The organism is Streptomyces sp. NPDC020884, assembly GCF_044333935.1.
Classification (GTDB): Bacteria; Actinomycetota; Actinomycetes; order Streptomycetales; family Streptomycetaceae; genus Streptomyces.
Window position 1 is genome coordinate 418538 of sequence record NZ_JBIRRY010000006.1, and the last position, 25655, is coordinate 444192.

The 25655-nt window shown below is 72.6% G+C and carries 25 protein-coding genes; 9 read left to right on the forward strand and 16 right to left on the reverse strand.

The genetic code is table 11. From position 1 onward, the window contains the following. Window positions 1-35: 35 nt before the first annotated feature. A complete protein-coding gene (locus ACH4UK_RS21190; RefSeq protein ID WP_398358378.1) occupies window positions 36-1019 on the reverse strand; it encodes a GDP-L-fucose synthase family protein in 984 nt (327 codons plus the stop codon). Beyond that, the gene (locus ACH4UK_RS21195; RefSeq protein WP_398358380.1) at window positions 1016-1153 is read right to left on the reverse strand and encodes a hypothetical protein; all 138 of its coding nucleotides are present in this window, start codon (window positions 1151-1153) and stop codon (window positions 1016-1018) included. The genes ACH4UK_RS21190 and ACH4UK_RS21195 overlap by 4 nt, the downstream gene beginning before the upstream one ends. Between ACH4UK_RS21195 and gmd the strand changes: the two genes are divergently transcribed. Genes gmd through ACH4UK_RS21220 form a run of 5 tightly spaced genes read left to right on the forward strand, consistent with a single transcriptional unit; the run spans window position 1134 to window position 6315 of the window. Then, entirely contained in the window at window positions 1134-2147 is a 1014-nt protein-coding gene (gene gmd / locus ACH4UK_RS21200) for a GDP-mannose 4,6-dehydratase (RefSeq protein WP_398358382.1), read from the forward strand. The genes ACH4UK_RS21195 and gmd overlap by 20 nt on opposite strands. Continuing rightward, window positions 2144-2479 carry a hypothetical protein gene (locus ACH4UK_RS21205; protein WP_398358384.1) on the forward strand — a complete coding sequence of 112 codons (336 nt, stop codon included), beginning with the start codon at window positions 2144-2146 and terminating at the stop codon, window positions 2477-2479. The genes gmd and ACH4UK_RS21205 overlap by 4 nt, the downstream gene beginning before the upstream one ends. Beyond that, window positions 2476-4734 carry a LamG-like jellyroll fold domain-containing protein gene (locus ACH4UK_RS21210; protein ID WP_398358386.1) on the forward strand — a complete coding sequence of 753 codons (2259 nt, stop codon included), beginning with the start codon at window positions 2476-2478 and terminating at the stop codon, window positions 4732-4734. Before ACH4UK_RS21205 ends, ACH4UK_RS21210 begins: the two co-directional genes overlap by 4 nt. Window positions 4735-4738: 4 nt before the next feature. Then, window positions 4739-5467 carry a hypothetical protein gene (locus tag ACH4UK_RS21215; protein ID WP_398358388.1) on the forward strand — a complete coding sequence of 243 codons (729 nt, stop codon included), beginning with the start codon at window positions 4739-4741 and terminating at the stop codon, window positions 5465-5467. Next, the gene (locus tag ACH4UK_RS21220) at window positions 5464-6315 is read left to right on the forward strand and encodes a glycosyltransferase family 2 protein (protein ID WP_398358389.1); all 852 of its coding nucleotides are present in this window, start codon (window positions 5464-5466) and stop codon (window positions 6313-6315) included. Before ACH4UK_RS21215 ends, ACH4UK_RS21220 begins: the two co-directional genes overlap by 4 nt. 12 nt (window positions 6316-6327) lie before the next feature. Here the strand turns inward: ACH4UK_RS21220 and ACH4UK_RS21225 are convergent, their stop codons facing one another. Next, window positions 6328-7491 carry a glycosyltransferase gene (locus ACH4UK_RS21225; RefSeq protein WP_398358391.1) on the reverse strand — a complete coding sequence of 388 codons (1164 nt, stop codon included), beginning with the start codon at window positions 7489-7491 and terminating at the stop codon, window positions 6328-6330. A 110-nt stretch (window positions 7492-7601) separates the two neighbouring features. On the opposite strand from ACH4UK_RS21225, the gene ACH4UK_RS21230 reads away from it, so the two are divergent. Beyond that, the gene (locus ACH4UK_RS21230; RefSeq protein ID WP_398358392.1) at window positions 7602-9098 is read left to right on the forward strand and encodes a hypothetical protein; all 1497 of its coding nucleotides are present in this window, start codon (window positions 7602-7604) and stop codon (window positions 9096-9098) included. Here the strand turns inward: ACH4UK_RS21230 and ACH4UK_RS21235 are convergent. Genes ACH4UK_RS21235 through ACH4UK_RS21245 form a run of 3 tightly spaced genes read right to left on the reverse strand, consistent with a single transcriptional unit; the run spans window position 9067 to window position 13255 of the window. Next, complete coding sequence (locus ACH4UK_RS21235) at window positions 9067-10308, reverse strand: hypothetical protein (RefSeq protein WP_398358394.1); 1242 nt, start codon at window positions 10306-10308, stop codon at window positions 9067-9069. The genes ACH4UK_RS21230 and ACH4UK_RS21235 overlap by 32 nt on opposite strands. After that, entirely contained in the window at window positions 10305-11996 is a 1692-nt protein-coding gene (locus tag ACH4UK_RS21240) for a lipopolysaccharide biosynthesis protein (RefSeq protein WP_398358396.1), read from the reverse strand. Before ACH4UK_RS21240 ends, ACH4UK_RS21235 begins: the two co-directional genes overlap by 4 nt. Beyond that, window positions 11993-13255 carry a glycosyltransferase gene (locus ACH4UK_RS21245; protein WP_398358398.1) on the reverse strand — a complete coding sequence of 421 codons (1263 nt, stop codon included), beginning with the start codon at window positions 13253-13255 and terminating at the stop codon, window positions 11993-11995. The genes ACH4UK_RS21240 and ACH4UK_RS21245 overlap by 4 nt, the downstream gene beginning before the upstream one ends. A gap of 152 nt (window positions 13256-13407) precedes the next feature. Here ACH4UK_RS21245 and ACH4UK_RS21250 point away from each other — a divergent pair, with 152 nt between their 5' ends. Beyond that, window positions 13408-13857, forward strand: a complete 450-nt coding sequence (locus ACH4UK_RS21250) for an adenylyltransferase/cytidyltransferase family protein (protein ID WP_030079843.1) — start codon at window positions 13408-13410, stop codon at window positions 13855-13857. On the opposite strand, the gene ACH4UK_RS21255 is transcribed toward ACH4UK_RS21250, so the two are convergent. After that, entirely contained in the window at window positions 13826-14560 is a 735-nt protein-coding gene (locus ACH4UK_RS21255; RefSeq protein ID WP_398358400.1) for a CDP-alcohol phosphatidyltransferase family protein, read from the reverse strand. The genes ACH4UK_RS21250 and ACH4UK_RS21255 overlap by 32 nt on opposite strands. A 193-nt stretch (window positions 14561-14753) precedes the next feature. On the opposite strand from ACH4UK_RS21255, the gene ACH4UK_RS21260 reads away from it, so the two are divergent. After that, a complete protein-coding gene (locus ACH4UK_RS21260; protein WP_398358402.1) occupies window positions 14754-15122 on the forward strand; it encodes a nuclear transport factor 2 family protein in 369 nt (122 codons plus the stop codon). 18 nt (window positions 15123-15140) lie between these two features. Here ACH4UK_RS21260 and mnhG read toward each other — a convergent pair whose 3' ends face one another. The 9 genes from mnhG to ACH4UK_RS21305 all read right to left on the reverse strand — a co-directional run bounded on the left by mnhG (window position 15141) and on the right by ACH4UK_RS21305 (window position 23823). After that, on the reverse strand, window positions 15141-15494 hold the full coding sequence (gene mnhG / locus ACH4UK_RS21265) for a monovalent cation/H(+) antiporter subunit G (protein ID WP_398358404.1): 354 nt from the start codon (window positions 15492-15494) through the stop codon (window positions 15141-15143). Beyond that, window positions 15491-15826, reverse strand: a complete 336-nt coding sequence (locus ACH4UK_RS21270; protein ID WP_398358405.1) for a monovalent cation/H+ antiporter complex subunit F — start codon at window positions 15824-15826, stop codon at window positions 15491-15493. The genes mnhG and ACH4UK_RS21270 overlap by 4 nt, the downstream gene beginning before the upstream one ends. Continuing rightward, window positions 15823-16452: a Na+/H+ antiporter subunit E gene (locus tag ACH4UK_RS21275; RefSeq protein ID WP_398358407.1), complete on the reverse strand. Its 630-nt coding sequence runs from the start codon at window positions 16450-16452 to the stop codon at window positions 15823-15825. Before ACH4UK_RS21275 ends, ACH4UK_RS21270 begins: the two co-directional genes overlap by 4 nt. Beyond that, window positions 16449-18101: a Na+/H+ antiporter subunit D gene (locus ACH4UK_RS21280; RefSeq protein WP_398358409.1), complete on the reverse strand. Its 1653-nt coding sequence runs from the start codon at window positions 18099-18101 to the stop codon at window positions 16449-16451. Before ACH4UK_RS21280 ends, ACH4UK_RS21275 begins: the two co-directional genes overlap by 4 nt. 3 nt (window positions 18102-18104) lie before the next feature. Further along, window positions 18105-18716, reverse strand: a complete 612-nt coding sequence (locus ACH4UK_RS21285; protein ID WP_398358410.1) for a Na(+)/H(+) antiporter subunit C — start codon at window positions 18714-18716, stop codon at window positions 18105-18107. Further along, window positions 18713-21616: a Na+/H+ antiporter subunit A gene (locus ACH4UK_RS21290; RefSeq protein ID WP_398358412.1), complete on the reverse strand. Its 2904-nt coding sequence runs from the start codon at window positions 21614-21616 to the stop codon at window positions 18713-18715. The genes ACH4UK_RS21285 and ACH4UK_RS21290 overlap by 4 nt, the downstream gene beginning before the upstream one ends. A gap of 140 nt (window positions 21617-21756) precedes the next feature. Further along, on the reverse strand, window positions 21757-22215 hold the full coding sequence (locus ACH4UK_RS21295) for a (4Fe-4S)-binding protein (RefSeq protein ID WP_398358414.1): 459 nt from the start codon (window positions 22213-22215) through the stop codon (window positions 21757-21759). A gap of 55 nt (window positions 22216-22270) precedes the next feature. Continuing rightward, entirely contained in the window at window positions 22271-22672 is a 402-nt protein-coding gene (locus tag ACH4UK_RS21300; protein WP_398358416.1) for a RidA family protein, read from the reverse strand. Next, entirely contained in the window at window positions 22669-23823 is a 1155-nt protein-coding gene (locus ACH4UK_RS21305) for an acyl-CoA dehydrogenase family protein (RefSeq protein WP_398358418.1), read from the reverse strand. The genes ACH4UK_RS21300 and ACH4UK_RS21305 overlap by 4 nt, the downstream gene beginning before the upstream one ends. Before the next feature lie 150 nt (window positions 23824-23973). Here ACH4UK_RS21305 and ACH4UK_RS21310 point away from each other — a divergent pair, with 150 nt between their 5' ends. After that, entirely contained in the window at window positions 23974-25653 is a 1680-nt protein-coding gene (locus ACH4UK_RS21310) for an AMP-binding protein (protein WP_398358420.1), read from the forward strand. Window positions 25654-25655 lie beyond the last annotated feature (2 nt).

Genomic DNA, 25655 nt, shown 5'->3' on the forward strand with positions numbered 1-25655 from the left:
CGCCGGGGCGCGGGGGCGCGGGCAGCGGCGCGCCGTCACCGCCCGGATGGAAGCTGCCCCTGCCACCAGGCGTAGGTGCGGGCGATGCCGTCGCGCAGCGGGATCCGCGGCCGGAAGCCGAGGGAGGAGAGGCGGGTCACGTCGAGCAGCTTGCGGGGCGTCCCGTCGGGCTTCGAGGTGTCCCAGACGATCCGGCCCTGATAGCCCGTCACCTCTTGGATGGTTTCGGCGAGTTCGCGGATGGTGAGGTCCTCTCCGCAGCCGATGTTGACGGGTGCGTCCCCGTCGTAGGCCTCCAGCAGGCGTACGCAGGCGGCGGCGAGGTCCTCGACGTGGAGGAACTCGCGGCGCGGGCTGCCGGATCCCCACAGGGTCACCTCGGGAGCCCCGTCCCGTCGCGCCTCGTGGAAGCGGCGGATCAGTGCGGGCAGGACGTGCGAGGTCTCCAGGTCGAAGTTGTCGCCGGGCCCGTAGAGATTGGTGGGCATGGCGCTGATGAAGGAGGCGCCGTACTGCCGCCGGTAGGACTGGGTCTGGACGATTCCGGCGATCTTGGCGAGCGCGTACGCCTCGTTGGTGGGCTCCAGCTCACCGGTGAGGAGCGACTCCTCACGGATCGGCTGGGGTGCGAGCCGGGGGTAGATGCAGGACGAGCCGAGGAAGAGCAGCCGTCGCGTCCCGGCCGCGTGCGCCGCGGCGATCACGCTCAGCTGGATGCGCAGGTTGTCCTCCAGGAACTGCACCGGGTAGGTGCTGTTGGCCATGATCCCGCCGACCTTGGCGGCGGCCAGCACCACGGCGTCCGGGCGGACCTCCTTCAGATACGTCTCGGTCCGCGCGGCGTCGCGCAGGTCGAGGAGGTCACGGCCGCGGGTGAGCACCTCGTGGCCGTCGTCGGCGAGGCGGCGGGCCACCGCCGAGCCGACCAGGCCGCGGTGGCCCGCGACGAATATGCGGGAGCCGGGCCGCAGTAGGGGGCGGGCGGATTCCTGGGACGGGACGGGGAGTTCGGTCGTCATGGCTCGGATTGTGCCAGCAGAAAGGGACTGCGGTGACGTTTTGCCGCAGAACGCTCCAATTCCGGAATATCGGTGAACATCGCCGCCCAGGCGATCAGCAGAGAAGGGGGAATCGTGGCGAAGACCGCGCTCATCACCGGAGTGACCGGCCAGGACGGTTCGTATCTGGCCGAGTTGTTGCTCGACAAGGGCTACACGGTGCACGGGCTCATACGCCGTTCCTCGAGCTTCAACACCGAGCGGATCGACCACATCTACCAGGGCCCCGAGGAGCCGGAGCGCTCCTTCGTCCTGCACCACGCGGACCTGTCCGACGGCGTGGCGCTGGTGAACCTGCTGCGCGACATCCAGCCCGACGAGGTCTACAACCTGGGTGCGCAGTCGCATGTGCGGGTCTCCTTCGACGCCCCGCTGTACACCGGTGACGTCACCGGGCTCGGCACCGTCCGGCTGCTCGAGGCGGTCCGGGCCAGCGGCATCCGGACCCGGATCTACCAGGCCTCGTCCTCCGAGATGTTCGGCGCCAGCCCGCCCCCGCAGAACGAGAAGACCTCCTTCCACCCGCGCAGCCCGTACAGCGTGGCGAAGGTGTACGCCTACTGGGCCACGGTCAACTACCGCGAGGCGTACGGCATGTTCGCGGTGAACGGGATCCTCTTCAACCACGAGTCGCCGCGCCGGGGCGAGACCTTCGTGACCCGGAAGATCACCCGGGGCGTCGCCCGGATCAAGGCCGGGCTCCAGGACCGCCTGCATCTGGGCAACCTGGACGCGATCAGGGACTGGGGGTACGCGCCGGAGTACGTGGACGCCATGTGGCGGATGCTCCAGTGCGACACCCCCGACGACTTCGTGATCGCCACCGGCGAGGGCGTCAGCGTCCGGCAGTTCCTGGAGTTCTCCTTCGAGCACGCGGGCCTCGACTGGCGCGAGCACGTCCGCTACGACCCGAAGTACGAACGCCCCAGCGAGGTCGACGCGTTGATCGGCGACGCGTCCAAGGCCGAGGAGCTGCTGGGCTGGAAGCCCGAGGTGAAGTCGCGGGAGCTGGCCCGGATCATGGTCGACGCGGACATCCGCCGGCTGAACGACCAGCTGACCGGGGCCGCCGTCCGGGTGGACAGATGAACGGGGCGACCCGGCGGTTCTCCGGCGCGGGCTCCCCCGACAGCCACAGCAACAGCGCGGCGCCGGTCACCGGCGCCCGGACCGGGTCCCCGGTCACCCACACCTCCCGGCCGGCGCTCGCCGCGTCCGCGCCCGGGACGATCACCGGCGCAACCGCCGTCTCCACCGACTACGCGGTGGAGCTCTCCGCGCCGGCACCGGGCGGGGCCCTGGGCTCCTCCTACTCACTCGTCCCGACCAGCAGCGCGGCAGACAGTCCGCGCATCCGGTCGGGCGAGGCAGGATCCGCGGCCTTTCGGCCGCAGCTCGTTCTCACCTTCGGAGCTGAATGATGAACGAAAGCACGGGGCAGAGATCCGGAGGGCGCGGCCGTGTGCGGGCCGCCTCCGCCGCTCTCGGTCTGCTGGCCGGAGCCCTGACCGCGACCGCGGCCGGGACCTCCCCGGCGGCGGCGCTGACACCGCCGGTCGCCATCACCGCGGACGACCTCACGACCTGGCAGACCAACGGCATCGTCTGGTCGATGGCCGCCGGCGACGGCGTCGTCTACGCGGGCGGCACCTTCTCCACGCTGCGGCCGCCGTCCGCCGCCCCCGGGACGGGCGAACGGTCCGCGGTGAACTTCGCCGCGTTCGACGCGGCGACCGGCGCGCCCACCGACTGCTCGCTGTCCTTCACGATCTCCTCCGGGACGGCGACGGTCCGGTCCCTGGCCCTGTCACCGGACGGCGAAACCCTGTACGCGGGTGGCCAGTTCGGTGCGGTGAACGGGGTCGGCGTGAGCAATGTCGCGGCGATCGACACCGAGACCTGCACGGTCAGCAACACCTTCAAGATCGGCGTATCCGCGACCGTGCGGGGGCTCGCCGTCACCGACGACACGGTCTATCTGGCGGGCGACTTCACCACGGTCGGCGGGCAGACCAGGAGCCACTTCGCCGCGGTCACGACCGGAGCCTCACTGCTGCCCTTCACGGCCAACGCCGACGAGGTCGCACGGGCCGTCGAGGTGACCCCGGACGGGCAGCACGTGCTGCTCGGCGGGGACTTCTTCCGGATCAACGGCACGAACACCCACGCACTGGCCGTGGTCGACGCCACGACCGGGCAACTCGCCAAGTCCTACCCGGGGTTCATCCACAACAACTCCACGGTCCAGGACATCACCACCGACGCCACCGGCTTCTACACCGGCAACGAGGGCACCGGCGGCGGGGTGTTCGACGGGCGCATCGCGCTGGACCTCGACGACTTCCAGCAGCGCTGGCGGGACACCTGCCTCGGCGCGACCCAGTCCGTGCTGGTGCACTCCGGGGTGCTGTACAGCGGCAGTCACGCCCACGACTGCTCCAGCATGGGCGCGTTCCCCGACCAGCCGCGCAAGCACCTGCTGGCCCAGTCGGTCGACGACCCGAAGCTGCTGCCGTGGTTCCCGGACACGAACGACGGGATCGGCGAACCGGTCGGGCCGCGCGTGATGAGCCAGACGAGCGGGGGCGGCCGCCACTACCTGTGGGTGGGCGGCGAGTTCACCACGGTCAACAGCAAGCCGCAGCAGGGGCTGACCCGGTTCGCGGACGGCCCGGACACGGGGGTGCCCTGGGTGCCCAACGTCAGTCTCTCCACGCAGACTCCGGGGCAGATCGACGTCAACTGGCAGACCAGCTTCGACACCGACGACGGTGAGCTGACCTACCGGATCTACAAGGACGGCTCGAACACCCCGATCCACACCACAACCGGCTACTCGGTCTTCTGGGACCGGCCGCAGCTGACCTGGCAGGACACCGACGTCGCGCCGGGCGAGACCCACTCGTACCGGATCACCGCGAGCGACGGGACCAACACCAGCGCCAGGTCCCCGGCCCAGTCCGCGACCGTGGCGAGCACGACGGAGGCGTACCCGGCGCGGGTCAGGTCCGACGGTGCGAGTCTCTACTGGCGCTACGACGAGGGCACTTCGACGTTCGCGCACGACAGCAGCGGCAACCTCGACAACGGCTTCCTGCGCAACGGACCGGCCTACCGGCAGACCCCGGCGGCGGTCGCCGGACCCTCGACGGCGATCGGCTTCAACGGCGCCGACGAGTACGCGTACAGCAACCGGCTGCACCCGGCGCCGCCCCGGTTCTCGGTGGAGACCTGGATCAGGACCACCACCACCCGGGGCGGGAAGATCATCGGCTTCGGCAACATGACGCAGCAGAACAGCACCCGCCACGACAAGCACGTCTACATGCGCAACGACGGGCGGCTCGTCTTCGGCGTCCAGAGCAGCGGGGCACGCACCGTCGCCACCTCGGCCGCCTACAACGACGGCCAGTGGCACCACGTCGTCGCCACCCAGGGCCCCCTGGGCCAGGGGATGTCGCTGTACGTCGACGGGCAGCTGCGCGCGTCGAACATCCTGGTCTCCGGCAACGAGAGCCAACCGGGGTACTGGCGCGTCGGCGGGGACAACCTGTCCGGCTGGCCGACCCGCCCGACGAGCAACTTCTTCGCCGGGCAGATCGACGAGACCGCCGTCTATCCGACCACGCTGACCGCTTCCCAGGTCAGCGCGCACTACGCCCTGAGGAATGGCTGATCCGATGAGGAACCCGTTCCTGGCCGGCGCCGTCGTCGTCATGACGGCGGCGGCGCTGGCCGCCTGCGGTTCGTCCGCCGACGGGAACGGTCCGCAGGCCGCGGGCGCCCAGCGCCCCGCGGCCTCCGGGCCCGCCGCCCCCGGCCCGTCCGCCGGCACGCCCACGACACCGGCCACAGCCGCCACCGAGAAGCCGCATGAGCCCGAAGAACCGGAGAAGCCGGCCGCCGAGGGCCCGAAGACGCCTTCCGACAAGATCACCCCGGCCACCGGGACCTTCACGAAGAAGCAGAAGGAGTATCTGGAGGACCGGGTGCCCAAGGGCATGGACCCGGCCGCCGTGCTCCAGACCGGCCAGGAGACCTGCGACCGGCTCCGCTATCTGGTCAAGGCCGACCGGGACACCGCCGTCGGCGCCATCGCCACGGACGAGATCCCGGACGCGGCGGCCGCGGTCGCCGGCCTCTGCCCGCTCCACCAGGACCTGGTGGACGAGGCGGCGTACGCCTACCCGGACGGCGTCCACACCGGGAAGAGGCTCCGGCCGGGCGTCTACCGGTCCGCCTCCCCCACCGCGGACTGCTCCTGGCTGATCGCCGGGGCCGGGGGGAAGGAGCTGTCCTCGGGCAGCTCCGACACCGGCACGTCCCGGAAGATCACGATCCCGAAGTCCGCCCGCACGTTCACCTCCACAGGCTGCTACGCCTGGCTGCCCGAAGGAGCCAAGGGATGACCGCTGGAAAGACCTCCGCACGGCCCCGGCTGCCGATAGCCGTGGCGATTCCCACGAAGAACGAGGGGCTCAACATCGCGGAGGCGGTGAAATCGGTGCTCGGCCACTTCGAGGCGGTCGTGGTGGTGGACTCCCACAGCACCGACGACACCGTCAAGATCGCCGAGGAGTGCGGGGCCGAGGTGGTCGCGTACACCTGGGACGGGGGCCATCCGCGCAAGAAGCAGTGGTGCCTGGAGAACGTCCGCACCGATCTGGACTGGATCCTGCTCCTGGACGGCGACGAGCGGCTGAGCCCCGGGCTGCTGGCCGAACTGCGGGAGACCTTCCGGGACGCCGCGGCCCCGAAGCCGGCCGCGTACGACATTCCGCTCGGCTACTGGTTCTCGGGGAAGCGGCTGCGGCACGGATACACCATCCGCAAGCGGTCGTTGACCGACCGGACCCGCTGCCACTACCCGGAGGTCGGGGACCTGGACGCCCCGGGCATCGGGGAGGTCGAGGGCCACTACCAGCCGGTCGCGGCGAGCGTGGGCACGCTCACCCACCCCATCGAGCACCAGGACCTCGACCCGGTGACCGCCTGGTTCGAGCGGCACAACCGCTACTCGGACTGGGAGGCGTGGCTCGAGCAGCACCCCCAGGTGAAGGAGCAGGTGCGCCAGGTCAAGTCGCGCCAGGGGCAGTTGTTCCACAAGGCGCCGTTCAAGCCGGTGGTGTCCTTCGCCTATATGTACTTCTACCGGCGGGGCTTCCTGGACGGCCGGGCGGGCTTCGACTTCGCGCTGGCGATGAGCTTCTACCGCTGGCAGATCGCGCTCAAGTCCCGCGAGAAGCCGTTGCGTTGACGGGCCGGCCGGTCACCCCCGCCGCCGGCGGACCACGTCCTGGTAGGTCCGCCGGAGGGTGGCGGTGACGGCCTCGATGGTGAAGTGCTCGTTCACCAGCTCCCAGGCGGCCTTGCCCGCCTGCTCGGCGGCCTCCGGCTCCAGCAGTTCCAGGATCGCGTCGGCGACCTTGCGCGCGTTGGCCGCGTCCTCGCCGACCCGGCTGTCGATCACCCGGCCCGCACCGGCCCGCGCCACATCGGGGCCCTGCCCGCAGGTACGGGTGATGACGACCGGGGTGCCGACCGACATCGCCTCCAGCACCGAGACCGGGAACGGCTCCTCGATCGCCGGCAGCACATACACATCGGCCTCGCGGTCGGCGGCCAGGACCGCGTCGTGCTCCAACGGGCCGACGTGGTCGAGGGAGTCGGCCACCCCCAGCTTCCGGGCGAGGGCCAGGGTGCCGGACAGCGCGCCGGTGTCCGGCCCGGCCAGCACGAACCGGGCGTCCGGGTGGCGGGCGAGCACGTGCGGCATCGCGGCGACGAAGTCCTCGGGGCGCTTGCGTTCCTGGATCCGGGCGAGATACAGCACGGTGGGCGGGCGGCCGGGCTCACGGGCGGGCTTGCGCTCCTGCGGGCGGACCCCGTTGACCAGCCGTACGGTGCGGGTGAGCGGCACGGGAGCGGCGACGGCGTTGACGTCGACCCGCTCCATCTCGGTCAGATGCAGGACGGCGTCCGCCTCGCGCAGCACCTTGCGGACCCCGAGCAGGTCGGTGAGCTGGGCGACCTTCTTCTCGGTGGGGTCGATCATGCCGTGGGTCTGGACGACCAGGGGCGTACGGGTCGCGAGTGCGAGGAGCGCCGCGGGCAGGGTCACCAGGTCCCGCATCAGATGGACATGGACGAGGTCGGCGCCGCGCATCATGCGGCGGGCGGTGTTCAGCAGCGCGGCGGAGGTGATGCCGCTGACCTCGAACATCGGCAGGAGGTGCCGGGCCTGGAAGAGATGGACCGGAACTCCCTCCACCCGGCTGGGGAGTTCGCCGTCGGGGAAGCCGTCTCCGAGGGCCATGACGCGGGCGTCGTCGCCGATGGCGCGCTGGACCTTGGACAGGTTGAACGCGACCCGGGTCGGACCGCCGAAGGCGTGGTCCGGGGTGTGGAGCGTGACAACGTGCAGGATTTTCACCAGAGTTCCCCTCGACTATGGCCAAGTATTCACAGCGTAGTCATCGGACCCCCTCAAGTGAGCTGATTCGTTAGAGTGTTCAGCGGTTCACTGATCCCGGGGGGGGGCGCATGACGTCGGTGCACACGTCGGCGCGGGGGCGGACCACCCCCGCGGTCGCGGCACGGCCGATCGCCTGGGCGATGCTGTCGCGGGCGCTGGCGGTGCCGCTGATCCTGGGCCTGGTCTGCTTCCTGCCCGCCGTGATCGCCGCCCAGCCCGGCAGCGGGGTGCGGGACACCGCGTACTGGCTCCAGCTGGTGCTGACCTGCTATGCGGGGGCCCGGCTGGCGACGATGATCCTCTCCACCCGGCGGCGGCTGCTCCAGGGCGTCTTCTGGATGTTCGTGTACATCGCGATGGGCGTGGCCCCGTTCGCCCAGGTGGTGATCGGGCAGACGCCGACGCCGATGGTGGGGCCGCGCCAGGACCTGGTCACGGCCATCGCGATGGTCCTGGTGGGGTGTGCCGCCTATGACCTGGGGGCGCTGCTGGCCTCGCGGCGGCCGCTGCGCCGCCGGGCGCCCTCCGCGCGGGGCTCGGGCGGCGGGCCGGCCCTGGCGGATCCGCTGCGGCTGCGACTGCTGGTGCTGGTGGCGTTCGCGGCGAGCGCGTTCTACGTGCTGAAGCTGGGCGGGCCCGCGGTCTTCTTCTCCAGCCGGCAGGAGATCAACGAGACCGTGGCGGCGAGCGGAGTCGTCACGGAGGGATCGAATGTCGGCTCCGCGTTCATCAAGGGCTTCGGCCAGGTCCCGGCGCTGCTGGCGCTGCTCTTCTACACCCGCCGCCTGGCGACCTCCTTCCGGGCCCGGCGCACCCCCTCGACGGTGCTGGTGTGGGTGGCGCTTGCGGCGCTGAACCTCGTGGTGAACAACCCGGTCTCCAACGCCCGTTACTGGTTCCTGACGGTGCTGGTGTCGTTCCTGTTCGCGGCGTTCCCGAGCAGTGCGGCGGTCTACCGGACGGTGCTGACGACGGGGGTGGTGGGGGCGCTGGTGGTCTTTCCGTACGCGGACCGATTCCGGTACGAGGAGGGGGGCCAGCGGGCCGTCCAGTCGGCCTCGGTCTTCGATCCGCTGGTGACCAAGGACTACGACCAGATGGTGATGTTCGCCAACACCATCTCGTGGGTCGACACCCGGGGCCACACCTACGGCCGCCAACTGGCGGGCTCCGGGCTGTTCTTCGTGCCTCGCGCGGTGTGGAGCGGGAAGCCGGAGGACACCGGGGTCCGGGTCGGGCAGTGGATGGGGCTGCGGATGACCAACCTCTCGGCCCCGATGTGGACCGAGTTCTGGGTCGATCTCGGCGCGACCGGCATGATCGGTGGCCTGGCCCTGATCGGCTACGCGTCGGCCCGCACCGACCGTCGCTATGCCCTGGCCGTCACCCGCGCGGGGCCCGGCCCCGGGAGTGTGCTGGCCATCGCCGCTCCGCTGATCGCCGGATACACCTTCATCCTGTTGCGCGGTCCATTGCTCCAGGCGGCGGGGAAGCTGGCCATCGCGGCCCTGTGCCTGGCGCTGATCAGCACGTTCAGGGAGCAGAGGGCAGCGCGTCGGCGCTGACGTCCTCCTGCGGCACGGGCCTCCTGCGGCGGATCCCGGCCACCCTGATCCAGGTGGCGACGGCCTTGCAGAGCGATCCCAGGAACAGCCCCCAGGCGGCGCCGGGGACGCCCCCGATGACGTAACCGCCCGCGAGGAACATCACGGCGGTGAGCGAGAAGACGATCTGGAGGGAGAGCGTGGTGCGCGGGTCGAGCATGCGCAGGGCGAGCAGCCCGCAGGTGCCGACGGCCATCGCGGCGTACTGGCTGCCCGTCGCCGGGAGCAGGGCGGCGGCCGTGGGCCAGGTGTCGCCGAGCAGTTCCCGTCCGGCGCTCTCGGGCAGCAGGGCGAGCCCGGTGGCCCAGAGCGCGGCGGTCGCGGCGAGGACGGCGGCGAGCGCGGCGGTGGCCCGGATCCGGCGGCGCTCGTCGCCGATGCGGCCGAGCAGCGGGGGGCCGAAGGACGTGGCCGAGGTGTAGAGCACGTTGAGCGGTCCGAAGAGGGTCGTCGCCCCGCGCAGCGCGCCGACGAGGAGCGGGTTGCCGACCGCGCCGAGGCCGAGGACGGACAGCTGGCCGGTCGCGTTGCCGACGCCGAACTCGACGGTGAAGCGCTGCCCGAGGTGGCCGCGCCGCAGCATCGGGCGCAGCCGCAGCGGGGCCCCGGCGGTGGCGCGCTGGAGGAGGGCGGCGGAGAGCAGGAGGGCGGGCAGGGCGGACAGGCCCCAGAGTCCGATCAGGCGGGCGGGAGAGGCCCCGTACGCCTGCGTCCCCAGCGCGCAGAGCACGCAGGCCAGCCTCAAGAGGTCCGCGAGCAGGGCGAGATGGGGTTGCTGAAGGGTGGCGAAGGCGTACCGTGCGGCGTCCTGTCCCAGCACCACGGGAAGCACGAGAGCGAGCACCAGCAGGGCGCGGGCGGTGTCGCCGGGCAGGAGAAGGCAGACGGCGGCCGCCGGCGCGCCGAGCGCGGCCGAGGCGAGGACCGTGAAGGCGACGGCGGAGCGGCAGGCGCCGCGGGTCTCTTCGCCGCCGCGCTTCAGGACCAGCGGCTGTCCGGTGTACGCGCCCGAGACGCCGAGCAGCACCGTGAAGACCAGGTAGACGGCGGAGAAGCGGGCGAAGTCGTCGAGGGTGGAGAGCCGGGCGGCGGCCACCAGCACGAGGATGTTGGTGAGCGCCGCCACGCCCTGGTCCGCGACCGAGCAGAGGACGGCGGTGCGGGCTCTCACCGGCGCGCGGCCGGCAGGGTGACGGAGCGCAGGCCGAGGGTCTCGGCGGGATCGCCGGTGCGTTCGGGCGTGTCCGGGCCGGCCGCCGGGGCCCCGCCGTCGTCGCCGCCGGAACGGCTCCGGGGTGATGCGGTGCGGCGCCCGTTCCGGCGCAGGCGGCCCCGGCCCGGGTGGAGCAGGGCGCCGAGGACACGGCCGCCGGAGGCGCCGATGATCTCGCGGATGCGTTCCAGGTCGCTGCGGTGCACCTCGCGCGGATCGCAGACGATCATGACGCCCGCCACCCGGTCGACCAGGGCGACCGCGTCCGCGTAGGACAGGACGGGCGGGGCGAGGACGATGACGACGCTGCCGGTCCGGTCGGCCTCGGCGACGATGCGTCCGACGGGCGGGGAGGTGAGGGCGCGCGGGACGTTGTCGACGGTGGCGCCGGGGACCAGGGCGAAGGCCCCGGAGCCGGGGACGTCGACGTTGGAGCGGCCGCCGGTGGGCCAGCTGCCGTCGCCCTCCTCGGCGGCCCAGCGCGGCGGGCGCACCTCGTGGGCGGCGGGTCCCAGGTCGCGGGCGAGGGAGGGGGTGCGCAGATCGGCCTCGACGAGCAGGACGTCGCGCCCCATCTCGGCGAAGGCGGCGGCCAGGTTGGCGGCGGCAGCGGCGGCGGCCCTGTTGTCGCCGCGCGGGGCGGTGACCAGCAGGCGGCGGCCCTCGGCGAACGACGGGTCGTAGGCGAGCCGGAAGGCGACGGCGCGGTACTCCTCGGCCAGCCGGGAGCCGCCCCGGCCGATGGCGAGCAGGCCGCCCGCGGCGGCGCGTTCCCGGGGCAGGGTGCCGAGCAGGGGTGCGCCGAGCGAGTGGACGAGCTCTCGGGTGGAGCGTACGGCGGGGTCGAAGACGAGGCGCACCCAGGAGAGCAGCAACCCCAGCGCGAGGCCGACGACGCCGCCGAGCCCGAGGAGCAGGGGCAGTCCCGCGCCGGTGGGCGCGGTGGGGGCGACGGGCTTCTTGTTGAGGTAGCCGGGGGTGGTGTCCAGCGCCCCCAGCTCGGATATCTTCCGGCTCAGCTCGGAGATGGAGACGATGATGTTGGCGCGGGCGCTGGTGACGTCGTCGGCCGCGCCCGCGCCGATCTGCTCCTCCAGGAGGTCCCGCTTGTCCTCCAACGGCTCGAGCTGGGCCCGGTAGCCGTCGGACATGTTCCGGATGCTCTCCTCGGTCCGCGCCTTGCGGTGGGTCAGATAGGCGCCTGCGAGGGCCTCGGCGCGGGCTCGGGCCTGCTCGGGGCCGGTGCCGGTGTAGGAGAAGCGGAGGGTGAGGGTGTTGGGCGGGTTGGTGACCTGGAGCCCGGCGAGCAGCTTGCGGGCGGTGACGTCGTCGCCCGCCTTGAGGAGGGTCCCGGCGGCCAGGGTGCCCACGGTGTCGCTGACGGCGGTCTGGCGCTCGGAGCCGATGTTGATGCCCTTGTCGGCGGTGGACCCGGCGGCGAAGGGGTCGGAGATCGCGGAGCGGACGAGCACCTCGCCGGTGGCGGTGTAGGTGTCCTCGCCGCTGAGGGCGAGATAGCCGCCGCCGAGCAGGCCGATGACGACTCCGGAGGCCAGCAGGCTCCGGTAGCGCAGGAGTTGGCGGAACTGGTCGCGCAGGAGGGCCGGCTCGTCCTGGTCGTCCGGGGCGCGGTGCTGTGGCGTCATCGGCGGGAGCTCCCTTGCGCGTCCGGCAGGACCTCGGCGAGCAGGTCGTCGAAGCGGGCGAGGCCCGCCTCCTGGCTCAGATGGCGGGCCACATAGCGCGGCCCCTCGGCCCCGAGGGCGTCGGCGGCGGCCGGGTCGGCGGCCAGCTTCCGCACGGCGGCCAACAGCGCGGCCGGATCCTCGGGGGCGACGAGGACTCCGGCGCCCGAGCGGCGGACCTCGTCCGCGGTGCCGCCCTCGTCGGCGACGGAGGCGATCACGGGGCGTCCGGAGGTGAAGTAGGAGGTGAGCTTGGAGGGGACGCTCATGTCGAGGACCGAGGCGCGCTGGGTGACCGCGAGGACGTCGGCGGCGGCGAGGACGTCGGTGAACTCCTCGGCCCGCGCGGGCTCCAGGAACTCCACGTTGGGCAGTTCGCCGGCGCGGGCGCGCAGGGCGTCGCGCTGGTTGCCGTCGCCCATCAGGACGACGCGGACGTCGCTCGCCAGGCGGGCGGTGTCCACCAGGACGTCCAGGCCCTGTTTGAGGCCCATGTTGCCGGAGTGCAGGAGGACCGGGACGCCCTCGGGCCAGCCGAGCCGGGCCCGGGTCGCGGCCCGGTCGGCGGTCGGGCCCTGCACATGGGTCCAGTTGGGGACCAGGCGGATGCGGCCGGGGTCGACGCCGAGGGCCCGGACGCCGGGGACGAAGCTCTCGTGGATGACGCCGACGAGGGCGGCCCCGCGCAGCGCGTACCGCTCGGCTGCCGCTGCGACGGCGGCGGCCCTGCCTCCGCCCCGGATGCCGCTCTGCGCGGCCGCGGCGCCCATCAGGTCCTGGACGACGGGGAGGTGGGGGACGCGGTGACGGCGGGCGAGGCGCGCTCCGATGACACCGCCGGCGAGGCTGGGCAGCTGGGAGATCACGGCGTCGGGCCGTCCGGGCGGCGGGGCGATCAGCCCGGTGGCGAGGATGCTCGCCTCGAACGCCGCACGCTTCAGGGCGGTCTGACGGGGCGGGACGTAGTGCCGTCGTCGGTGCACGCCGACGCCGCCGCGTATCTCCACCGTCCGCCAGACGCCCCGGTAAGCCTCCTCCAGCTGCCAGGCGGGATAGTGCGGCATGCCGGTGAGCGCCCGGACGCGGGCGCCGGACGCGGCCCAGTGCTCGGCCAGTTGGGTGGCGTACGGGCCGATGCCCGTGAGCTCGGGCGCATAGTTGGTCGAAACCAGCAGAAGTCGGCGGCCTCGCAACGGACCGGGCCTTGACGCTTCGGACATCGGACGATCGCCTTCCCCCCACAACAGCCGCTGTCCCCACCGAGGAACAGCCCCCCGTCGAGCTTATCCGTTCACGGCTTGCACAAGTGTTCTTCACAGTAAGGTCGTTGGAACATCACCGGGCCATGTTCACCGTGGGGGGAGAGATACGGATGGTGCAGCACAGGGTGGGTTACGCACCCGGGGTGTACGACCTGTTCCACGTCGGGCACCTCAACATCCTGCGGCACGCCCGCAGTCAGTGCGACTACCTGGTCGCGGGGGTCGTGTCGGACGAGATGGCGGCCCTCGCCAAGGGACACACTCCGATGATCCCCCTCCGCGAACGACTGGAGATCGTCCGCAGCGTGCGCTTCGTGGACGCCGCGTTCGTGGAGACCGTGCCGGACAAGGTCGAGACCTGGCAGCAGGTCCGGTTCGACGTGATCTTCAAGGGCGACGACTGGCGGGGCACGGAGAAGGGGCAGAAGCTGGAGCGCGACTTCGCCGAAGTGGGCGTGGAGGTCGTCTACTTCCCGTACACCGTGCACACGTCCAGCACCCAGCTGCGCCGGGCGCTGGACGTGCTCGTCAGCCGGCCCGGAGCGCTTTCAGCTCCCTGAACCACTTGGCGAGGAAAGCCGCCAGGAACAGCGTGTGCACCACCGCGAGCACGGCGTACCCGGTGCGGAAGGCCCCGGGTGCGCCGAGCAGCAGGAACACCAGGCAGAACACCCCGTAGTCGGCGGGCAGCAGCGCCACGGCCCGCACCCGGGACACCGGAGCCGCGGGCGCCGCCCACGACGGACCCCGGGCGCTCGCCGCCGCCTTGCCGAGCTGTTCGCGCAGCAGCCCCGCGCAGAAGGTCAGGACGGCGGCCAGCTGGAAGCCCAGCGGCAGCAACAGCCAGCCGTCCGAGGGCAGTTCACCGAAGCGGTAGAAGGAGATCAGCACGGCGGCGTGGACGAGCAGCAGTTTCCCGCAGTCCACGACATGGTCCAGCCACTCCCCGTCGGGCCCGCCGCGGCCGGTGAGCCGGGCGAGCTGCCCGTCGGCGGAGTCGAAGGCGAAGCCGACCGCGAGCGCCGCGTAGACCACGACGGCGAGCGTCCACGACGGCTCGACGAGCGCGACCGATGCCAGCGCCCCGTACGTGAACAACGCACTGGTCAGAGTCACTTGATTGGGTGTCATACCCGCGCGGAAGGCCCCCGCCGCGAGCAGTCGCCCGGCGGGCCGGTTCACGTACCGCGAGTAGAGCGAGACGCCCTTGGCGCTCTTCTGTGCGCCGCGCAATTCGCGCAGCACTGTGCCCGTGCTTCCCATACGCCCCCCAGCGTCCGGCATTGCCCGCATCATGGCATGCGGGACACCGGCCGGTGGGGTGTTTGGGGCCAGGCCGCCGCCCCGGTCGGCCCACACCTCCTTACCTCCCGGGTAATCGACGCCTCCGGCACCTCCGCGACAGGGTGGGACCACCGCCCCGGACCGCCGGGGCTCCGGAGGAGAGGGCCCCACCATGACCGCGTACGACGAGGCCGTTCAGCGCTACTTCGCCGCCTGGAACGCCACCGGAGCCGAGGAGCGGGCGAAGGCGGTCGCCGCCGCGTTCACCGCCGACGCCCGCTACTGCGACCCGCTCGCCGAGGTGCGCGGGCACGAGGGTCTGGCGGCCCTGATCGCCGGCACGCACGAGCAGTTCCCCGGCTTCCGGTTCCGGCCCGCCGGGACGCCGGACGGGCACCACGACCTGGTCCGGTTCTCCTGGGAGCTCGTCTCCCCGGCGGACGGCTCGGCGCCGGTGGCCGGGTTCGACGTGGTCCGGCTGGCCGAGGACGGCCGGGTCAGCTCGGTGAGCGGCTTCCTGGACCGCCTGCCGGGAGCGTGAGGGCCCGCCGGCGGACCCTCACTCGCCCTCGGTGAGCTGCTCGTCGAGTTCGTCGAAGAGCAGTTCGTCGTGGTCGACCTGGCCGGTGCGGTAGGCGGAGCGGGCCACCAGGTGCGAGGCCACCGGGCCGGTGAGCATCTGGAAGAAGGCGATGAGGGCGAGGGTGGCGAGGTCCATGCCGCTGCGCAGCCGCAGCGCGACCCCGGCCAGCACCAGGATCATGCCGAGGGTCTGCGGCTTGGTCGCCGCGTGGCTGCGGGAGAGGACGTCGGGCAGCCGGATCATGCCGATCACCCCGAGCAGACAGATCGCGGCGCCGATGAGGAGCAGCACGGCGCCGACCGTGTCGACGATCTGGAGCCAGAGACTCATCGCGGGCCCTCCTGGGCGTCGCCGGGCCGCGGCGGGCGGGACGGGTGGCGGGGCCGGTCGCGTACGGCGATGAAGCGGGCGATGCCGACCGATCCGGTGAACCCGAGGAAGGCCAGCACCAGCATGATCGGGAAGTAGAACGGGTCCCGGGCGAACGCCGACTTGGCGCCGAGCCCGGCGATGATCAGGGCGGCGCAGACGTCCAGCGAGATCGCCCGGTCGAGCATGGAGGGGCCACGCCAGATCCGGGCCAGCAGCAGGCCACCGGCGACGAGGATCAGGACGACGGCGGTGGTCAGCAGGATCCGGTCGACCTGTTCGGGTGCGGTCATGGTGCGGGCCTCCCGGCGGCGAGCTGGGGCGGTGGCGGGGGTTCGGCGACCCGGGCGATCTCGTCCGGGGTGCCGAAGGCCCGTACGGTCAGTTCCTCGAGGCGCCACACCTTGCGCCGGGCGGCTTCCAGCTCCTCGGGCCGGTCGGCGTCCAGGACGTGCAGGAAGACGGTGGCGGTCGCCCGGCGCACCTCGATGATGGAGCCGCCGGGGACGTTCGACACGGCGACGGCGGTGGCGGCGAGCATCAGGTCGCTGCGGCAGCGCAGGGGGACGCCGATGACGGCGGCCCGGTGCGGGAGACCGTAGAAGATCTGCCGGGTGACCTTCACCCCCGAGGTGTACATGTCGTGGAAGAGATAGCCGGCCAGGCAGACGATGCCCCAGAGGTGGAGCCGCAGACCGAGGTCGACCCGGGGCAGCGGGAAGGCGAGGCAGACGACGACCGAGACGACCAGGCCGGTCAGGACGTTGGCCCAGGTGAGGGTCGACCAGAGCAGGACCCAGATGACGGTGAGCCAGGCGATCAGCGGCAGGTCCAGCACCCGTCGGCGGCGGGTGCCGAACTCGCAGCTCAGCGGCGGCAGATCGGCGTTGCGGAACGAGAAGCGCAGGATGCGTCTCACCGGCCCAGCACCTCCTGGATGTAGGGGGTCCGCTGGAGGAGTTCGACGGCCGAGCGGTCGGTGAAGGCGGTGAGCGGGTCGGCGAACACCGTGAAGGCCAGGCCGATCGCGATGGTCGCGGCGGTGGCCGCCGTCATCGGCCGGGGCAGCCGGACGGTGGTGGTGACGGCCCGTCCGTGCAGGGTCGCGGCGCCCGCCCGGCCCGCCGGGCGGGGCGCGGGCCCGACGCCCTCGTCGCCGGTGCCGGGGATCCGGTCGGGGCCCGCGTCGCTGTCGTCGTCGCTGTCGTCGCCGGACTCCAGGACCGTGCCGGCGGCGGCCTGGCCGGGCGGGGCGGCCCTCCAGAAGGCCAGGTTCCAGACCTTGGCGACGACGTACAGCGTCAGCAGGCTGGTGGCCGCCGAGCCGGCGACCAGGACCCAGGCCCAGCCACCGCCGTCGGCGACGCCCGCGCGCATCAGCCCGAGCTTGCCGATGAAGCCGGACAGCGGAGGGATCCCGGCGAGGTTCATCGCGGGGACGAAGAACAGCAGGGCGAGCATCGGAGCCGCTCGGGCCAGACCGCCGAGCCGGGTCAGCTCCGTGGTGCCGCCGCGTCGTTCGATGAGCCCGGTGACGAGGAACAGCGTCGTCTGGACGGTGATGTGGTGGGCGACGTACACGATGGCCCCGCCGTACGCCTCGCGGGTGGCCAGGCCGATCCCGAAGACCATGTAGCCGATATGGCTGATCAGGGTGAAGGAGAGCAGCCGCTTCAGGTCGGTCTGGGCGACCGCGCCGAGGATGCCGACGACCATCGAGGCCAGCGCGAGGGCCATCAGGAGGTCGCCGATGCGGTTGCCGGGGAAGAGCAGGGTCTCGGTGCGCAGCATGCAGTAGACGCCGACCTTGGTGAGCAGGCCGGCGAAGACGGCGGTGACCGGGGCCGGGGCCGTCGGGTAGGAGTCGGGCAGCCAGGCGGCGAGCGGGAAGACGGCGGCCTTGATCGCGAAGACGGTCAGCAGCAGCGCCTGGATCAGGGTCTGTACGCCGATGGGGAGTTCGGGCAGGCGCTCGGCGAGCTGGGCGAAGTTCGCGGTGCCGGTGGCCGCGTACGTCATGGCGATGGCGGTGAGGAAGAGCATCGAGGAGAACAGCGAGATGATCACGTAGGTGGAGCCCGCCCGCATCCGGGGGCCGGTGCCGCCGAGGGTGAGCAGGACGAAGCTGGCGACCAGCATGATCTCGAAGCCGACGTAGAGGTTGACGAGGTCGCCCGCGAGGAAGGTGCAGGAGACTCCGGCGACGAGGATCAGGTAGGCGGGGTGGAAGACGGCGAGCGGGGTCTCCTTGTCCCGGTCGGTCATGCCCTGGCCGAGGGAGTAGACGAGCACGCAGAGCGTGACGGCCGAGGAGACGGTGAGCATCAGCCCGGACAGCCGGTCGGCGACCAGGGTGATGCCGAGCGGCGGGGCGAAGTCGCCGAGGTGGACGGAGAGCGGGCCCTGCCGGTCGGCGGCGATCATGAGGATCACCGAGAGCGCGAGTACGGCGGTGAGGACGGCGACGCTGATGAAGCGCTGGAAGCGCCCCAGGCGGGTGCCGAAGGCGAGGCTGAGGCCGGTGGCACACAGCGGCAGCAGGACCGGCAGCGGAACGAGCGCGTTCATCCGTCAGGCTCCTCGGTCGCGGGGGTAGCGGTCGTCCGCCTTGGCGTCGCCGTCGCGTGCGTAGTCCTCCGGGTCCGCGCCCAGCACGTCGTTCCAGAGGTTGCCGGAGGCGTCGCGGCCCCGGGCCTGGCGTGCGCGGTCGGCGCGGAGCCGGTCGCGGAGCCGGCGGCGCTCGTCGCGGTAGCGTTCGCGCTCCTCGGCGGTGGGTTCGGCGCCCGACCGGAACCGCTCGCGCAACTGGGCCCGTTCGCCGAGGACTTCGGCGCGCAGCACGATGCGCCGGTCCTCCAGGTCGTCGTGGACCTCGTCGGTGCCGGTGATCTGGTGGCTGCGGTAGGCCATGGCCAGCAGGAACGCGGTGGTGGCCAGGGTGATGACGATGGCGGTCAGCGCGATGGCCTGGGGCAGCGGGTCGGTGACCCGGCTCAGGGACACCCCGTACAGCAGGGGCGCGGCGCCGGCCCGGCCGGTGGAGGAGAGGACCAGCAGGTTGATGCCGTTGCCGAGGATGACGGCGCCGAGCAGGATGCGGGTCAGCGGGCGGGTCAGCATGAGGATGCCGCCGACGGCGCAGAGCACGACGGCGGTGGCGATGAGCGAGGCGCTGACGATCATCGCAGGGGCGCTCCCGCCTCGGGTCCGCCGTCGGGGGTGAGGACGCCCGCCGCTCGTTCGATCTGCCGGTCGACCTTGGCGCCGAGGGCCCGCACGATGTCCAGGACGACGCCGAGGACCAGCAGGTAGACGCCGAAGTCGAAGAGGACGGAGGTGCTCAGGTGGTAGTCGCCGAAGACCGGCAGGTGCCCGTGGTAGGTGAAGGCGTGCAGGACGGTGCCCTCCGAGAGTCCGAGGAGGGCCACTCCGGTGGAGATGAACAGCCCGAGGCCGGTGAAGAGTCCGGGCTGCAGGGGGGCCGCCTCGGCGAGTTCGAAGCGACCGCCCGCCAGGTAGCGGGTGATCAGGGCGACCCCGGCGACGAGTCCGGCGACGAAGCCGCCGCCGGGCAGGCTCTCGGCGCAGAAGAGGAGATAGACCGAGAGGACCAGGATCGGGTGGAACAGCAGCCGGGCCACCACCTCGAAGACGATCGAGCGGTGTTCGGGGGCGAGGGTGGCTCCGGCGGCCAGCCAGCTGCGTTCGGGGGCCGCGTCGTCGCCCTGCGGCAGCCTGGAGGAGTGGTGCGCGGACAGGGACCAGGCGGTGCGGCCCTGCAACTCCTCCTGGGCCATGGAGCCCTCGCTGCGGCGGTGCAGGTAGATGAGGCTGGTGACGCCGACGGCGGCGGCGGCGAGCACGGCGGACTCCCCCATCGTGTCCCAGGCGCGCAGGTCCACGAGGATGGTGGCGACGACGTCCTTGTACCCGTGGTCGGCGACCTCCTGGACCATGGCGGCGCCGGCCGGTTCGGCGGTGCGCGCGGCGGCGGCGACCCACATCCCGACGCCGACGGTGGCGGCCGCCGCGAGGGCCACCGGGATGCGGGTGGCGCGCCGCCAGGTGCTCACGGTCTCCTGGAAGTGGACGGGCATCCGGCGCAGCACCAGCACGAAGACGATCATCGCGACGGTCTCGACGCAGAACTGGGTGAGCGCCAGGTCGGGCGCTCCCTGGACGACGAAGAGCAGCGCGGTGCCGTAGCCGGTGAGGCCCGCCAGGACGACGGCCTTCATACGCCGTCGCACGGTCAGGCACAGCAGGGCGGCGGCGCAGGTCAGTACGGCGACCGCGCCCTGGAGCGGGTTGTCCCAGAGCCGGGGGCGCACGGCCCCGTTCCAGGGGGTGTCGACGATGAGGACGGCGAGCTGTCCGCCGAGCATGACGAGCAGGGTGGTGGCCAGGTACACGGAGAGGGAGCCGCGCTGGATGAAGCCGGTGACCTGGAGGGCGAGACGTTCCTGCCCGAGCAGCAGATGGCCGAAGACGCTGTCGGCGGTGGGCCAGGCGATCCGGCGCGAGAGCCGGGTGACGGTCGTGCGGCCGAGGAAGAGCACCGCGCCGCCGGCCCAGGCGAGGGCGGACAGGAGCAGCGCGAGGCCGAATCCGTGCCAGAGGGCGAGGTGGTAGGGGTCCGGGTCGGCCGGGAACGTGTCGGCGTACGCGCCCAGCAGCCGGTCCGTCCAGCCGACGCCGGGGCCGAGGACCAGGCCGAGGACGGCGAGCAGGGCGGGCGGGGCGAGGAAGGCGGCGCCGACGCGGTGGACGGGGGTGTCGGGGACGCCGCGCTTGCGGGCGAACGCGCCCCAGACGAACCGCAGGGTGTACGCGGTGGTCAGCGCGGAGCCCGCGACGACGACGGCCAGCGCCCAGCGTTCGGCGGCGGATCCGTGCAGCAGCGCCTCGAACGCGGCCTCCTTCGCGGCGAAGCCCAGCAGCGGCGGGAGGGCGGCCATGGAGGCGGCGGCGAGCACGGCGACCCCGGCGACGTACGGCAGGGAGCGGCCGACCCCGGAGAGCTCGCGCAGGTCGCGGGTGCCGGCGGCGTGGTCGACGATGCCGGTGACGAGGAACAGCGGGGCCTTGAAGAGGGCGTGCCCGAGGATCATGGCGACGGCGGCGAGCGCGGCGTTGCGGTTGCCGGTCCCGGCGAGCAGGGTGAGGAAGCCGAGTTGGCTGACGGTCCCGTAGGCGAGGACGAGCTTGAGGTCGTTCAGGCGCAGCGCCCGCCAGCCGCCGAGCAGCATGGTCGCGCCGCCGAGGACGAGGACGACGGGTTTCCAGACGGGGACGTCGGCGAAGGCGGGGGCGAGCCTGGCCACCAGGTAGACCCCGGCCTTGACCATCGCGGCGGCGTGCAGGTAGGCGCTGACGGGGGTCGGTGCGGCCATGGCGTTCGGCAGCCACATGGAGAACGGCCAGATCGCCGACTTGGACAGGGCCCCGCACAGGACCAGGACGACGGCGACGGACACGGCGAGGGTGGTCTCGGGCGGATCGGCGACGATCGCGGAGATCCGGTAGGTGCCCGCGGCCTGACCGATGATCAGGAAGCCGACGAGCATGGCGAGCCCGCCGAAGGTGGTGACCACGAGGGCCTGGAGGGCGGAGCGGCGGCTGTGCCGGTGTTCGCTGCCGTGGCCGATCAGCAGGTAGGAGAAGACCGTGGTCAGCTCCCAGAACACATAGAGCGTGATCAGGTCGTCGGCGAGGACCAGGGCGAGCATCGCCCCGGCGAAGGCGAGCAGGTTTCCGGCGAAGCGGCCCAGTTGCGGGGTGTCGTCGGTGAAGTAGGAGGCGCAGTAGAGCAGGACGAGTGCGCCGACCCCGGCGGCGAGCAGCACCATCAGCTCGGCCAGTGCGTCCAGGCGCAGGTCGAGGGTGACGCCGTAGTCCGGGATCCACTGCCAGGTCCAGGTGTCCGCGCCTCCGGAGGCGGCGGTGCTCCAGCGGGTGAGGGCCCAGCCGGTGGCGGCCGCCGGGGGCAGGGCGAGCACGACGAAGGCCCGTCGGCCCAGACGGTGCACCAGCGGGCCCGCGCAGGCCGCCAGTGCGAAGTGGGCGACGATGAGCGCGATCACAGCGGGGTGTCCGGTTCGGGCGGCGGGGCATCCGGAATAAAGGGCACTAAATACAGATATATCGCTCAGACCGATTCACCCGACCGGCGCGCCGCGCGCCGCCCGGCCGCTGTGTCCGGACCCGGTCCGTGCGGGCCGCCTCAGCCGTGTCCGGCGCAGCGGCCGCTGTGGTCGCAGTACGGCGTGTTGCCCGTGGCGCCGCAGCCGCAGAGCATCACCCGGGTCTCCTGCCGGGGCCCGTACGGCGTGCCGACCTCGAGGTCCCCGCGCAGGTGCAGCACCCCGTCGGCGTGCAGCGAGACATGGGTGGGGACGTCGGGGACCTCGTCGGGCATGCCGTCGGTGCGGTGGTACTGGAGGGCGCCGCTCGGGCAGCGGTGGATGACGTCGGCGACCTCGTCGGCGTCGGCGTTGCCGGGCAGGATCCAGGGGCGGCGGCCGACGTCGAAGACGGCGGGGAGGCCGCGCACGCATTCGGCGGCGTGCAGACAGCGGTGCGCGTCGAAGCCGACGACGATGCCCTCGCCGTCGTAGGACCGGGCGGCGGGGCGCGGGGGAGGCTGGCTGGTCACCGCTGACTCTCCTGGGCGGCTCGGCATCCGGACCCCCTCAGCCTCGCCCCGCCGCCCGCGCGCCGCTACTCGGGCGGCGGCCTCACGGCAGGACCGCGACCCCGTCGATCTCGACCATCGCCTGCTCGTCCCAGAGCCGGGCCACCCCGATGACGGCCATCGCCGGGTAGTCGCGCCCCGCGAGCCTGCGCCAGATCCGGCCCAGTTCGGCGGCGTGGGACCGGTAGTCGGCGATGTCGGTGGCGTAGACGGTGACCCGGGCCAGGTCGGCGGGGGCGCCGCCGGCCGCGTGCAGCGCGGTGAGCAGATTGCCCAGCGCGACGGCGAACTGGTCGGGCAGGGTGGTCCCGACGACCTTGCCGTCCGGGTCGAGCGCGGTCTGTCCGGCGAGGAAGACCAGATGCCCGCCGGTGGCGACGACGGCGTGCGAGAAGCCGGTGGGCGGGGAGAGTTCGGACGGGTTGATCCGGTGGGACGGACTCATGCGGGCGGCTCCTGGGTCGGGGACGCGGACCGCGGTGCGGCGTTCGCGTACAGCTCCTTGGCGATGATGGTGCGCTGCACCTCGCTCGCGCCCTCGTAGATCCGCGGCGCGCGGACCTCGCGGTAGAGGTGTTCGAGCAGATGGCCCCGGCGCAGGGCGCGGGCGCCGTGCAGTTGGACGGCGGTGTCGACGACGTACTGCGCGGTCTCGGTGGCGTACAGCTTGGCCATCGCCGCGCGGCGCGGGACGCCGCTCTCCCCCGCGTCGTACGCGGCGGCCGCCGCGTACACCAGGAGGCGGGCGGCCTCGGTGCGGGTGGCCATCTCGGCGACCTGGTGCGAGACGGCCTGGAGGTCGCTCAGCGGACCGCCGAACGCGGTGCGCCGGGCCGTGTGGTCCAGGGTCGCGTCGAGGGCGGCGCGGGCCATCCCGACGGCGAAGGCCCCGACGCTGGGCCGGAAGAGGTTGAGGGTGTTCATCGCGACCCGGAAGCCCCGGTCCGGTTCGCCGAGTACGTCGTCGGCGGTGACCGGCACACCGTCGAACTCCAGGGTGCCGATGGGGTGCGGGGAGAGCATGTCGAGGGCGGAGCCGGTGAGTCCGGGGCGATCGGAGGGGACCAGGAAGGCGGTGATGCCCCGGGATCCCGCGCCGGGGGTCGTCCGGGCGAAGACCACGGCGAAGTCGGCCTCGGGAGCGTTGGAGATCCAGCACTTCTCGCCGGTGAGCCGCCAGCCGCCGGGGGTGTGCTCGGCGGCCAGGCTCAGGGCGGCCGCGTCGGAGCCCGCCCCCGGCTCGCTCAGCGCGAACGCCGCGACGGCCCGCCCGGCCCGGACCTCGGGGAGCCAGCGCTCGCGGTGGCCGGGGCTGCCCGCCTGGACGATCGGGGCGGTGCCGAGCCCCTGGAGGGCGAGCGCGGTCTCGGCCTCGGTGCAGCCCCGGGCCAGGGATTCGCGCAGCAGGCACAGGTCGAGGGCTCCGGAGCCCAGCATCCGGCCGAGGAGTCCCGACTCGCCGAGCGCGGCGAGCAGCGGGCGGTTGACGCGCCCGGGTTCCCCCTTCTCCGCCAGCGGGCGCAGCTCCTGTGCGGCGAGGGTGCGCAGCTCTTCGCACCAGGCGGTCTGTTCCGGTTCGAGGGAGAATGCCGTCATGGCGGCGCCTCTCTTGTCGCGTCTTGTCGCGTGGTCGGTCGCGTCTCGTGGCATCGCGTCGCGGTGCATCGCCCGTCATGTCTTATCGCGGACCGTTGACTACCGTCACCCAAACGATACGCTCCAGAGGCGACAAGGGGGCGATCCTTCATGGAGCCGAATTCCTCGCCGAACACGCCCACAGCCGCCGCCGACGCGTCCGTACGCGTCCCCGGCGCGCATATCGACACCTTCACGCGCGACCATCTCCCGCCGCCGGAGCAGTGGCCCGAGCTCCTTCTGGACGATCCCGCGCCGCGTTACCCCGACCGGCTGAACTGCGGGCACGAACTGCTGGACCGCACCGTGGCGGAACGGGGAGCCGACCGCCCCGCGCTGCGCTCCGGCGACGGCGGCGTCTGGAGCTACGGCGAGCTGCGGGAGACGGTGGACCGCATTGCCCATGTGCTGACGGACGACCTGGGCGTCGTGCCCGGCAACCGGGTGCTGCTGCGCGGGCCGACCACGCCCTGGCTGGCCGCCTGCTGGCTCGCCGTCATGAAGGCGGGCGCGGTCGCCGTCACCGTCCTGGCGCAGGCGCGCGCCACGGAGCTGGCCACCATCTGCTCGCTGGCGAGGGTCCGCCACGCGCTGTGCGACGCCCGATCCACCGAGGACCTGACGAAGGCGGACGTGGACGGCCTGCGGATCACCCCGTTCGGCGGGGACGGGCCCGGGGATCTCACCCGGCTGGCCCAGGCCAGGACCGGTCCCTACCGGGCGGTGGACACGGCCGCCGACGAGGTCGCGCTCATCGCGTTCACTTCGGGCACCACCGGGCGACCCAAGGGCTGTATGCACCTCCACCGGGACCTCCTCGCCATCGCCGACACCTTCTCCCGGCACGTGCTGCGCCCCTCGGCCGACGACGTCTTCGCGGGCAGTCCGCCGCTGGGCTTCACGTTCGGCCTGGGCGGGCTGCTGGTCTTCCCGCTGCGGGCCGGGGCCTCGACCCTGCTGCTGGAGCAGGCGGGCCCGCGGCAACTGCTGCCCGCCCTGGCCCGGCACCGGGTCTCGGTCCTGTTCACCGCGCCGACCGCCTACCGCACGATGCTCGGGCAGCTGGACGGCCACGACCTCTCGGCGCTGCGCCGCTGTGTGTCGGCCGGGGAGAACCTGCCGGCCGCGACCTGGCAGGCCTGGTACGAGGCGACGGGGCTGCGCGTCATCAACGGCATCGGGGCCACCGAGCTGCTGCACATCTTCATCTCGGCGGCCGACGACGCGATCCGGCCCGGTCTGACGGGGGTGCCGGTGCCGGGCTGGCAGGCGCGGGTGGTGGACGGGAGCGGGGAGGAGCTGCCCGACGGCGAGGCGGGGCTGCTCGCCGTGCGCGGCCCGGTCGGCTGCCGCTATCTCGCCGACCCGCGGCAGACGACGTACGTCCGGCACGGCTGGAACATGACCGGCGACACCTTCGTCCGCGAGCCGGACGGGTATTTCCGCTACGTGGCCCGCGCCGACGACATGATCATCTCTTCCGGGTACAACATCGCGGGCCCCGAGGTGGAGGATGCCCTGCTGCGCCATCCGGAGGTCGCCGAGGCAGCCGTGGTGGGCCGGGCGGACGAGCTGCGCGGCGAGATCGTGGTGGCGCACGTGGTGCTGACGGAGGGCTCGGAGCAGACGGCCGACTCGCTGCGCGCCCATATGAAGGCCAACCTGGCCCCGCACAAGTGCCCGCGCCTCTTCGTCTTCGAGCAGTCCCTGCCGCGTACCGCGACCGGCAAACTCCAGCGGTTCCTGCTGCGGGACCGACCCGGCTCTCCCCCGGCCCGGCCTCTAGAGTGATC